Origin of the sequence: Micromonospora sp. LOL_023 (assembly GCF_048060115.1) — a bacterium.
GTDB lineage: Bacteria > Actinomycetota > Actinomycetes > Mycobacteriales > Micromonosporaceae > Micromonospora_E.
In genome coordinates this window covers 96,968-107,563 of record NZ_JBHMIM010000020.1, presented here as the reverse complement: position 1 = coordinate 107,563, position 10,596 = coordinate 96,968, and the positions used below count along the sequence as shown (strand labels likewise).

The 10,596-nt window shown below is 70.7% G+C and carries 14 protein-coding genes; 6 read left to right on the top strand and 8 right to left on the bottom strand.

Going from position 1 to position 10,596, the window contains the following annotated elements:
* Window positions 1–498 precede the first annotated feature (498 nt).
* A complete protein-coding gene (locus ACFHVL_RS13560) occupies window positions 499–816 on the top strand; it encodes a DUF2087 domain-containing protein (protein ID WP_416628057.1) in 318 nt (105 codons plus the stop codon).
* Window positions 817–936: 120 nt separating this feature from the next.
* Here the strand turns inward: ACFHVL_RS13560 and ACFHVL_RS13555 are convergent, their stop codons facing one another.
* From ACFHVL_RS13555 to ACFHVL_RS13540, 4 genes are read right to left on the bottom strand one after another with little or no spacing between them, the layout of a single operon-like run.
* Window positions 937–1,299, bottom strand: coding sequence for a hypothetical protein (locus tag ACFHVL_RS13555; protein WP_416628056.1), 363 nt, complete (start codon window positions 1,297–1,299; stop codon window positions 937–939).
* 48 nt (window positions 1,300–1,347) lie between these two features.
* Entirely contained in the window at window positions 1,348–2,181 is an 834-nt protein-coding gene (locus tag ACFHVL_RS13550; RefSeq protein WP_416628055.1) for an ABC transporter permease, read from the bottom strand.
* 2 nt (window positions 2,182–2,183) lie between these two features.
* Window positions 2,184–3,011 carry an ABC transporter permease gene (locus tag ACFHVL_RS13545; protein WP_416628054.1) on the bottom strand — a complete coding sequence of 276 codons (828 nt, stop codon included), beginning with the start codon at window positions 3,009–3,011 and terminating at the stop codon, window positions 2,184–2,186.
* On the bottom strand, window positions 3,008–4,018 hold the full coding sequence (locus tag ACFHVL_RS13540) for an ABC transporter ATP-binding protein (protein WP_416628052.1): 1,011 nt from the start codon (window positions 4,016–4,018) through the stop codon (window positions 3,008–3,010). Before ACFHVL_RS13540 ends, ACFHVL_RS13545 begins: the two co-directional genes overlap by 4 nt.
* A gap of 162 nt (window positions 4,019–4,180) precedes the next feature.
* On the opposite strand from ACFHVL_RS13540, the gene ACFHVL_RS13535 reads away from it, so the two are divergent.
* Together ACFHVL_RS13535 and ACFHVL_RS13530 are read left to right on the top strand one after the other, a co-directional pair.
* Window positions 4,181–5,227, top strand: a complete 1,047-nt coding sequence (locus ACFHVL_RS13535; protein ID WP_416628051.1) for an EamA family transporter — start codon at window positions 4,181–4,183, stop codon at window positions 5,225–5,227.
* Window positions 5,228–5,257: 30 nt separating this feature from the next.
* Window positions 5,258–6,142 carry a diacylglycerol/lipid kinase family protein gene (locus ACFHVL_RS13530; protein ID WP_416628050.1) on the top strand — a complete coding sequence of 295 codons (885 nt, stop codon included), beginning with the start codon at window positions 5,258–5,260 and terminating at the stop codon, window positions 6,140–6,142.
* Window positions 6,143–6,176: 34 nt separating this feature from the next.
* Here ACFHVL_RS13530 and ACFHVL_RS13525 read toward each other — a convergent pair whose 3' ends face one another.
* From ACFHVL_RS13525 to ACFHVL_RS13510, 4 genes are all read right to left on the bottom strand, one after another.
* The gene (locus ACFHVL_RS13525; protein WP_416628048.1) at window positions 6,177–6,275 is read right to left on the bottom strand and encodes a DUF397 domain-containing protein; all 99 of its coding nucleotides are present in this window, start codon (window positions 6,273–6,275) and stop codon (window positions 6,177–6,179) included.
* Window positions 6,276–6,560: 285 nt separating this feature from the next.
* Window positions 6,561–7,103: a GNAT family N-acetyltransferase gene (locus ACFHVL_RS13520; RefSeq protein ID WP_416628047.1), complete on the bottom strand. Its 543-nt coding sequence runs from the start codon at window positions 7,101–7,103 to the stop codon at window positions 6,561–6,563.
* 9 nt (window positions 7,104–7,112) lie between these two features.
* Entirely contained in the window at window positions 7,113–7,670 is a 558-nt protein-coding gene (locus ACFHVL_RS13515; RefSeq protein WP_416628046.1) for a hypothetical protein, read from the bottom strand.
* 135 nt (window positions 7,671–7,805) lie between these two features.
* A complete protein-coding gene (locus tag ACFHVL_RS13510) occupies window positions 7,806–8,288 on the bottom strand; it encodes an NUDIX hydrolase (RefSeq protein WP_416628045.1) in 483 nt (160 codons plus the stop codon).
* 41 nt (window positions 8,289–8,329) lie between these two features.
* On the opposite strand from ACFHVL_RS13510, the gene ACFHVL_RS13505 reads away from it, so the two are divergent.
* From ACFHVL_RS13505 to ACFHVL_RS13495, 3 genes are all read left to right on the top strand, one after another.
* Window positions 8,330–9,079 carry a hypothetical protein gene (locus ACFHVL_RS13505; RefSeq protein WP_416628044.1) on the top strand — a complete coding sequence of 250 codons (750 nt, stop codon included), beginning with the start codon at window positions 8,330–8,332 and terminating at the stop codon, window positions 9,077–9,079.
* Window positions 9,080–9,336: 257 nt separating this feature from the next.
* Window positions 9,337–9,825: a YbaK/EbsC family protein gene (locus ACFHVL_RS13500; RefSeq protein WP_416628042.1), complete on the top strand. Its 489-nt coding sequence runs from the start codon at window positions 9,337–9,339 to the stop codon at window positions 9,823–9,825.
* Window positions 9,822–10,592 carry a monooxygenase gene (locus ACFHVL_RS13495; protein WP_416628041.1) on the top strand — a complete coding sequence of 257 codons (771 nt, stop codon included), beginning with the start codon at window positions 9,822–9,824 and terminating at the stop codon, window positions 10,590–10,592. Before ACFHVL_RS13500 ends, ACFHVL_RS13495 begins: the two co-directional genes overlap by 4 nt.
* Window positions 10,593–10,596: the final 4 nt, after the last annotated feature.

The following is a 10,596-nucleotide window of genomic DNA, read 5'->3' as shown; positions in this document are numbered from 1 at the left end:
GGGCGTTCGCCTACTCGGTCCAACACCAGGATCCAACGCCGCCCGACCGGCCGATGTTCCCCGCACCCGGCCAGCACACCGAACCTCGCAAACAGGACGAACCGTTTAGGCCAGTTCGATTCCCCACGCGCCGGATGATCGCGATGATGCGGCGAGTTCTTCTCAAAAGTCACCTCCGGGTCACCGCGCAGAGACCTACCGTGGGTCACGGACGGAGGGAGATACAGGCGACGCCGCCAGCTACCCGGCGCGGCCCCGCGTTTCGAGGTGCGCCCGCTGGCCCGGCCGAACAAGGAACTCGTGGACCAGGGTCTCGGCTTCGACCTCGGCACCCTGCTGGCCGCCGGCAGATGGTGCGGGCGCTCGGCGTGGGTGCCGCCGCCGAGGCGGCCTGATCCCGCACAACCCGGCACCGGTGACGGCCGGATTGCCTCAGGGCGCTGCCCCAGGACGAAACCGGTCGTGATCATGAAGGCGGGATGCGTACCGTCGGGCGGTATGAACCCCGATCTTCGTCCGTTCGTGCGCGACGGGCGTCTCGTCTCTCTGCCGGCGCGGCAGGCCCGACGCCGCGCAGTGCTGACGCACATCGTCGAGGCATGTTTCGACCGTGACGTGGTCTACGACGAACCGGCGGTCGACGAGCTGCTGCGCCACTGGTGCGACGGCGGCGACGTGGACCACATCACCGTTCGCCGCTATTTGATCGAGGCCGGGCTGATGACCCGGGCCGACGGTCGGTACTGCCGCAATCCGCTGGCGTTGCCGTACCCGAACACCGCCGAGCGGTACGTCGAGTCGATGGGCCTGAGCTGAACCTCAGACTCCGTTCACTGAGATGATCTTGTTGACCAGACCGCCGCCGGGGTGGCGAAGACGCTGGAGCCGCTGGCGAAGTTGACGTACAGCTTGGTCGGGTCGCCGTAGCTGGTGGCGTCAAGGTGCCGGCGGACCTGGTCGCGCTTGGTGGCGATCGCCCCGACGGTCGACCACCCGGATGCCGGCGGCGAGCTGGGCGGCGAGCGGCGCCGCCCCGTTGCCGTGGTTCTCCTGGGTCTGGGTGAAGGACCCACCGTGGATGGACAGGCTCTGGTGGGTGCCGGACAGCGACAGCGACGCCAGGTTGGCGCCGTCCGGCAGCCGGCGCAGCCAGTCGGGGTTGCTGGCGGTGATCAGCGACCGGTAGCTGGCGTCGGCGGCGAGCGCCGGCGCGGGCAGTGCGACGATCGCGGCGGCGGCCGCGAGCAGGGACGCGGCGAGCCCGGCGACGACCTGCCGCCGAAGGACCAGAGATCCCATGCCGAAGAATATAGATCCACCAGTACGCCGAGACTACTGATCGGACACTCAGTTGCCGGCGGATTCGTAGCGGCGTAGTCCGGCGCGGAACACCAACGCCGCCACCGTCACGCAGTAGGCGGCGACCAGCGGGGTGAGCCAACCCAGCCAGGTCGGGCCGACCCCGGCCCGGCCGGCGCCGTCCGGGTCGCCGAGGATCGCGCTGACCGGAAAGAAGCTGACGAACGCGAACGGCAGCCCGACGACCAGGACCAGCCGCACTCCGAGGGCGTACACCGACACCGGGTAGCGGGCCAGGTCGCCGATCTGGTGCACCGCGTACGCGAAGATCGAGTGTGCGCTCTGCATCCAGAACGCCGACGAGTTGGTGATCAGATTGATCGACAATTTGACCACCATGCCGCTGGCGAACAGCAACAACCCACCGACGACCAGCGCCGGGCTCCAGACGACGTCGACCCGCCACAACGCCCAGCCGAACATCGCCCCACCGGTGACCAGGTTGCCCAGCCCGTTGATGCCGACATCGTCGCTGAGCACCTGCAGCACCACCGGGTACGGCCGCACCAGCTTGTAGTCCAACTCGCCCTTGTTGACCAGCCACGGCAGCCGCCAGGTACCTTCGAACAGCAGCGGCCCGATCGCGTCGGAGATCACCACGACCGAGTAGATCAGGACCACCTCGGCGAAGCTCCAGCCGTTGACGTGCGGCACCCGGGAGAAGATCGCGCCGAGGAACGCCAGCCCGACGAGCTGGGTCAACGCCGAACCGACCACCAGGATCCAGAAGTCGGCCTCGTACTCCAAGGTCGCGCGCAGGTGGGCGCCGAGGCTGCGCCGGTAGAGCCGGACCCCCCGACGCAGCCCGCTCCGTCGTCGCATGATCATCCCCCGTGTACGGTCAATCGACGCACCGCCGCCCGCCAGGCCAGCCGGGCACCCCACCACAGCGCCACCGTCCACACCGCCTGGATACCGATCAGCCGCAGCGCGTCCACCCCGGTCGCCTGTCCGAGATAGATCGTCGCCGGGGTGAAGGTCATCCCGGCGAACGGCAGCACCGCGGCGATCGCCTGCAGCCAGCCGGGCAGCAGCGTCAACGGCACCAGTGCCCCGGAGAACAGATTCGTGATCGCCCCTCGGGCCAACGACACCCCGAAGATGTTCTGCGTCCAGAAGCCCAACAAGCCGGTCAGGTAGACGGTGGTGAACCGCAGCGGCAGCACCAGCAGCGCGCTGACGGCGAACAGCGCGGCCTGGCCGGGCGGCGGCACCGGGACCGGCCCGGTGATCGCCAACACCACGGCGCAGACCGTCAGTGAGAAGGCGACCTCGACGACGGCGACACCCACCGTCTCGGCGAAGCGGGCCCGCTGGTAGTCGACCGGCCGGGTCAAATCGACCGCCACCATCCCGTCACGGATCCGGGCGCCCATCTCCCAGTCGCCGAACGACATCAACGCCCCGGTGACGTACGCGATCAACAGGTACGCCTTCATCTGCGGCCAACTGAACCCGCCGATGCTGTCGGTGGAGCCGAGCAGCACCGCCCAGATGGAGAGCATCGCGAGCAGTTGCAGCAGCACCCCGGCGATGCCGAAGACGAAACTCAACGGGTAGGCGAGCACACTGCGGGCGGCGACCCTGGCCAGCGCCCGGTACGGGCGGACGACCGCGTACCGCACCGGCGGCTCGGCCGCGACGGTGGTCACGGGGCCGGCACCAGGCGCAGCTCACCGGCGTACACCTTGCGGATCACGTCCTCGATCGCCGGCTCGTCGATGCGCAGGTCGCGTACCTCGGACAGGGCCGACACAGCCGCGATAACCTGACCGGCGGTGACCGCGAACCGGTCGAACCGGACGGTGAACTCCCCCGGCGTCGCCCCCTCGACGACCTCCAGGCCGGGCAGCGCGGCGGTGACCGTGTCGCGCGGCAGCGGGTCGGCCAGGTGCAGATGCATCGAGCGGTGCCGGGCGAACTGGTCCTTGACCCCGACCAACGGCCCGTCGTAGATGATCCGCCCCTGGTCGATGATGACGATCCGCTGACAGACGTCCTCGATGTCGCCGAGGTCGTGGGTGGTGAGGATCAGTGTGGTGCCGTCGGCGCGCAGCTCACGCAGGAAGGCCCGGACCCGGTCCTTGACCGCGATGTCCAGCCCGATCGTCGGCTCGTCGAGGTAGACCACCCGGGGCCGGTGCAGTAGCGCGGCGGCCAGGTCGGCGCGCATCCGCTGGCCGAGGGAGAGCTTGCGGGCCACCACCGGCAGCAGCTCACCGAGGCCGAGGACGTCGTCGAAGCGCTCCAGCTGCTCGCGGTAGGTGCGGGCGTCGATGTCGTACAGGTCGCGCAGCAGGGCGAGGGATTCGCGGACCGGCAGGTCCCACCACAGCTGCGTACGCTGGCCGAACAGCACCCCGATCTGCCGGGCGTTGGCGACCCGCTGCCGGTGCGGCACGACCCCGCCGACCCGGACCTCACCGGCGGTCGGCACCAGGATGCCGGCGAGCAGCTTCACCGTGGTCGACTTGCCGGCGCCGTTCGGGCCGACGTACGCGACCGCCTCGCCCGCCTCGACCCGCAGGTCGATGCCGTCGACTGCGGCGTGGTCGGCGAACCTCCGGGTGAACAGGTGTTTCACCGCGCCGCGCAGACCCGGGTCCTTCACCGGCCGGCGGAACCGCTTGGTCAAACCGTCAGCTTCGATGAAGGCCATGCCGAAATGGTGCCGCAGCCATCGACCGGCCGCCCACCGATTTTCGCCGGCCGCCCACGACGGTGCAGACCGGAGCCCGCCGGACTCCAGGCGCGCGCCCACCATTCGGTAAGGGGCCATATCCGGTTGGGCGCTGACAAGTACCGCGGTAGCCTCACCGCCGTGACGACTGCGTACCTGCGCCGGCCGCTGCTCGGCCTGGCCCTGGTGATCGGGGCCAGTGCTCTGTTCGCGATCAACGGCACGGTGTCGAAGCTGGCGCTGCGGGCCGGACTGGACGCCCCGCAGATGACCCTGCTGCGGGCGGTCGGCGCGTTCATCGGTCTGCTCGCGCTCAGCGTGGTGTTGCGGCCCGGGGTGCGGCGGCTGCGGCTGCGCCGGCGAGAGGTGCCGCTGCTCATCGCGTACGGGCTGACCGGCTTCTTCCTGGTGCCGATGTGCTACTTCGTAGCGATCGCCCGGCTGCCGGTCGGTATCGCCCTGCTGTTCGAGTACACCGCCCCGTTGATGGTGGCGCTGTGGGTCTGGGCGGTACAGCGTCAACAGGTGCGGCCACGGATCTGGGCCGGACTCGGGCTGAGCCTGGCCGGGCTGGCCTGCGTGGCGCAGGTGTGGGGCGGGCTGATCCTCGACCCGCTCGGGGTGGCCGCCGGGCTGGGCGCTGCCGTGATGCTCGCCGCGTACTTTGTGATCGGGGCCCGGGGCGTGCAGGACCGCGACGCCCTGTCGCTGACCACCTGGGCGTTCGGCGCGGCGGCGATCGCCGGACTGATCGTCCGCTCGCTCACCGCCGGGCTGGACGGCTGGCAGCCGCTGCTGACCCGGACCGAGACCGGAGTGCCGGTCGCGCTGCTCTGCTGCTCGGTGGTGGTCTTCGGCTCGATCGTTCCGTACCTGATGATCACCGCGGCGCTGCGGCACCTGCCGGCCACCAGCGTCGGTATCGTCGCGATGATCGAGCCGGTGCTCGCCGCCGCCGTCGCCTGGGTGGTGATCGGCGCCGGTGAGGCGCTGACCCCGGTGCAGCTGGCCGGCGGCGCGTTGGTGCTCGCCGGGGTGGTGCTGGCCGAGACGGCCCGGTCAGGCGGCCCACCGGCCACCCCGCCGGTGCCCGACGGTTCACCACCGCCGCCGGCCGTGACCGCGGCCGGCTCACCCCCGGCCGCTGTCGCGGCGGGTCCACCGCCGGTGACCAGCGCGACGGCGTAGCCGGCCGGCTCCGCGGGTAAGGGTGCCAGCATGAATGCACCCAAGCGCGTCGCCGTCGTCGCCCACCGGAAGAAGACCCTCGGCGGCGGCCTGGACGAGCTGCGGGCGGCGATCGCCGGGCACGGGCCGCAGGACATCGACTGGTACGAGGTGCCGAAGAGCCGCAAGGCGCCGAAGAAGGCGCGCAGGGCCGTCGAACGGGGCGCCGACCTGGTCTTCGTGTGGGGCGGCGACGGAATGGTGCAGCGCACCATGGACGCGCTCGCGGACTCCGGCGCCACGGTGGCGATCGTGCCCGCCGGCACCGCGAACCTGCTCGCCGGCAACCTGGGCATCCCGAACGACCTGGGCGAGGCGGTGCGGATCGGCTTTGAGGGCGAGCGGCGCCCGCTGGACCTGGGGAGGATCAACGGTGAGCATTTCGCGGTGATGGCGGGGGCCGGCTTCGACGGTCGACTCATCCGCGACGCCGACCGGGATCTCAAGGCCCGGGCCGGCCAACTGGCGTACGTCTGGACCGGGCTGCGGCACGTGCGCGGTGCCGCGCCGACGGTACGGATCAAGGTCGACGGGACGACCTGGTTCGACGAGCCGGCCAGTTGCGTCCTGGTCGGCAACGTCGGCAAGATCACCGGCGGGATTCACGCCTTTGACGACGCGCAGCCCGACGACGGCTGGCTGGAGGTCGGGGTGACCACCGCGCAGGGCGCGGTGGAGTGGGCGCGCACGCTGGGCCGGATGGCCGTCGGGCGGTCGGAGAAGTCACCGTTCGTGCGGGTCACCCGGGCGCGGCGGATCGACATCCGGCTGACCGAGCCGATGACCTACGAACTCGACGGCGGCGCCCGTGCCCCCTCGAAACGGATGAAGGTACGGGTCGTCCCCGCCGCCATCACCGTCTGCGTCCCCACCTGACCGCTCCGGCCATCGGCCGGTCAGTGGGTGACGGTCAGTGGGTGGCGGTCAGCTCGGTCACGAAGGCAGACCAGGCGGCCGGGCCGAAGGTGAGCACCGGGCCGGCGACGTCCTTGCTGTCGCGGACCAGCACCTGGCCGGGTGCTTCACGCCGCTCGGATGGTCCACCGGGTGCCCGAAGACGCCATCCACATGCACCACATCGTCGCCCTCGGGCAAGGCTTCGTCGGCACCCGCACTTTCGGAGCGAGCTGATCCTGGGAGACGTCCGCCGCTGCCCTGGCCGCTTTGCAGGCCTTGATCCACATATCGACATCCACCAGCTGATCCGATCAGGAAAGAACGATCGAATCCGCACTCTGGAGTGGAGGTTGCAGGCGCAACTCTGTCGGACCAAAGCGACGTACGGCCGGGATGGTCAGCGTGAGCGCGACGGTGCCTGGATGCGGAAGAGGGTGTGGCGGCGCACCGGGCCGTCGGGCACGTTCGGGTGGTCGAAGTCGCCCGCCGGGTCGCGGGTCATCCCGATCCGCCGCATCACCGCCTGCGACCGCAGGTTGCCGGCAGCGGTCAGGGCCACGATCTCCGGCAGCGCCAGCTCATCGAAGCCGTACGCCAGGCAGGCGCGGGCCGCTTCGCTCGCGTAACCGTGGCCCCAGGCGCTCCGGCGCAGCCGCCAGCCGATCTCCACCCCGCCGGAGGGCATGTTGGCGTCCACCGGATCGAGCCCGGTCATGCCGATGAACTCGCTGGTGTCGAGCACCTCGACCGCCCACCAGCCCCAGCCGCGCTGCTCCAGACCGGTCTGGCAACGCAGCATGGTGGCGGCGCTCTGCTCGCGGGTCGCCAGGCCAGGAAAGAACTCGCGCACCTGCGGGTCGGCGTTCATCGCCACCCACGGCTCCAGATCGGACTCCCGCCAGTGCCGCAGCAACAGCCGTTCGGTGCTCAACTCCCCCATCGCCGCATCCTAGCGGCGCGACGCCAGCCGGCACGACCGGTCGATCCACTCCCGCCAGTCGCCGTTGATCGCCACCGGGTAACTGACCTCGCTGACCCGGCCACCGGCGACGGTGGCCGACAGCCGGACCGGCACCGGATCGTTGTACCGGTGCACGACCGTGGCGCAGTCGAACCGCAGCAGCACCGGGATCGATCCCATGCTCGCGGGTGGTATTCGGGCCTGGCCTCCCGCGTCGGCGATGGTGAGACCGGGCGTCTCGGTGTCGACGACCCGGACCGACACTGATCGGCCGCCGGCGTTGACCAGCGTCAGGTCCGCCGCCAGCTGGTCGGTCCCCCTGCTGGACATCCGGCCGGCCAACGCCACCAGCTCGACTACCGCAGACTCCCGCCGCTGCTGATGGTCGCCCAGCAGCCAGCCGCCGAGGCCACCCACCACTACCCCGATCAGCAGTACGCCGACGAGCAGGCCATGGTGCCAGCGGGGCGAAGCCAGCCCATCGGTGCCACGGCTCGTGTCGCGCTGAGATTGGTCCAGGTCGATCAACTGACCGTTCGTCGCCATCGCCAGATCGTATTCGGGGAGCGGACCTCCGTTTCACCGCTATGCCGCAGCGGTACACGCCCAGAACGCATATCGACCCGGCGGGATCGTCAGCGGTATCGGCGACGAGCGCGGCGTACAGATCGTGGGCGCGCACTATGCGCGAAGCAGGCCGGCGACCGCGATCGGGGGCACGTGGCCGCTGGCGGGACGGGTACGGTCCAACTCCAGCCCCACATCGACGATCACCGCCCGCGCCTGCTGTCTGACCGTTGTCACCGGCAACCAGTCGGCCAGGTCGGTCGATCCGGCAACCTCGTGTCGCAGTTCGCCGCCGGTCACCCGGACCCGGTAGAAGATCCCCACGCTGTGCAACTCCCCACGGCCGACGAGCCGTCGATGTGCGGGCACCGTCCGCGAATCCACGCCGAGCAGGCACTCGATCTCGACCTGGTACCCGGTCTCCTCGGCCGCCTCCCGCACCACCGCGTCGGCCGGATCCTCGGCGTGCTCGACCTTGCCGCCGGGCAACGTCCAATGCTGGCGGACCCGGTCCGGCGAAACGTAGCGCGCCACCAGCAGACGCCCCGCCACCAGGCACACCCCGTACGCGGCGACCCGCACGTCACCCATGGCCATGGAATCGTTCCCTTCCCTCCGACGCTGGCTATCCTGGCGCGGTGATGGACGAGGCCCTGTTCGGCGAGCTGCCTCTTGACGAGTTGGAACGCCGAGTCGGGGGACTCGACCAGGACGCGGTGCGCACCCGGCTCCTTGCCGAGTATGACGAACTCCGCGAGTACCGGTCGCTGGCCGAGTGGAACCGGCTGGTCCGGGCCTGCGAGGTTCTCGCGCTCGTCGGTTGGGGTCAGCGCCGGCCGGTGGAGGCGTACGCCGAGAAGTGGATCAACGGCAGCATGTACACCGAGCTGCGTACCGCGACGTTCGAGAGTCTTCCTGGCACGGATCGCGGGTGGCGCAGGCGCGGTACGACGTTCGTGCTCGACGACGGACCGGATCGGACAAACCTGGCCGATTCGGCACTGACCACGGTGGCGTCTCAGCGCAACCCGCTGCCGAAGAACCCGATCCGGCTGGTGCGAGACGGCAGCTACCCGCAGTCGGCGCACGCGTTCGTGGAAGAGCTGGGCCGGCTACGGGGCATTCTGGACGCACGCCTCGCCAGGTGGTACGGGCCAGGTTTCGGATACCTCGGGATCCGCCTGTCCTTCAGCCTCCCGGACGCAGATCCGTCGTCGGGTCTGCGGATGGAGTACTTCCACGACGAGTCCGAGGTCCCGCCGGGATTCGCCGGGAAGGCGTTCGTCCGGCCGCGGCTGAAGATGGGCCGGCTCGCCACCCGCAAGGGAGAGGTCAAGCTCGAGGTGACCCGCCACTACACGGCATCGGCGAACTTCGCAGTGATGTGAGCGGGATTCTCCACACCTGGTGACAAGTCCACTGGAAGCCTCCGGTTGTCCCTTGCGCTTGGGACGCGCTCCCGGGCGGGATGTCGATCAGGCCGGCCCGGGAGGCGCAATCAGCGTGGGATACATCGACGACACCTCCTTCCCGGTACGAGACACCGCAGGCGGTTTCTCGTACCGGGCGCGGCCGCCCGCAGTCCGATACCGGTGACGCGCTCCCGGTATCGGGCAGCGAACCGTCGGCGAGCAAGATAGAGGCCATGCAGACACATCCGAACGTGCAGGCGGTGCAGGACGCATTGAACATCGCCGACGCCCGGGACGGCTCGGGAGCCAGTTGCCGGGTGCAGGTCCTACCGGACGCGGTGCACACCGCAGCGGCGGCGGCGGCCGCGCTCGGCGTCGAGGTCGGCCAGATCGCCAACTCGCTGATCTTCGACGCGGACGGCGAGCCGCTGCTGGTGCTGACCTCCGGCGCGCACCGGGTGGACACCGCGAAGGTCACCGCCGCGTTGGGGCTGACCGCGCTGCGCCGGGCCACGCCGGAGTTCGTCCGCGAACACACCGGCCAGCCGATCGGCGGAGTAGCCCCGCTCGGGCATCCCAAGCCGGTCCGGACCCTGGTCGACACGGCATTGGAGCAGTACCCGGAGGTCTGGGCGGCCGGCGGCGTACCCCGGGCGGTGTTCCCGACCACCTACGCCGAGCTGTTGCGGATCACCGCCGGAACCGCCACCGAGGTCGCGTGATCGACCCGACCGACGAGGCCACGCCGGTCCCCGAGCTGGTCACGCTGCACGCCTGGCGGGTGCCCCGGCGGCGGCTGCCGCGGGTGCTGGCCCGGATGGCGTTCGACGCCCGCCGGCTACGCCGTACGCCCGGGGTGCGGTTCGCGAAACTGCTCGGCACCGGGACCGGCACCGGCTTCGGGCCGACCGACTCCGAGCCGACCCGGTGGGCGGCGCTCGTGGCGTGGGGCGAGCCCTCCGCAGCGGCCGGGTTCGACGCCGCGCCGGTCGGCCAGGATTGGCAGCGAATCGCCGACAGTCAGGTCCGCCTCGACCTGCGGCCGCTGCTGAGCCGTGGCCGCTGGTCCGGTGCCGCGCCGTTCGGCGACCCGACCGGCGGCGGGTCGTCGGACAGCGCCGATTCGCCGGTGCTGGCGTTGACCCGGGCCCGGCTGCGGCCGGCGAAGGCGCTGACCTTCTGGCGGTCGATCGGCCCGGTCGCCGCCGCCCTCACGCAGGCCGACGGGCTGCACTGCCGGTTCGGCATCGGTGAGGCCCCGATCGGCTGGCAGGGCACGGTAAGCGTGTGGCGCAGTGCGGCGGACCTCACCCGGTTCGCGTACCGTCACCCGCAGCACCGGGCGGCTATCACCCAGACCCCGGTGCAAAAGTGGTACGCCGAGGAGCTTTTCGCCCGGTTCGAGGTGCTCGCCATCGACGGGGACCGGGCTGTGTTGGGCTGGGACGGAGAGGATGGCGACGGAACATGTGGCATTGGCGGCGAGTGAGGGA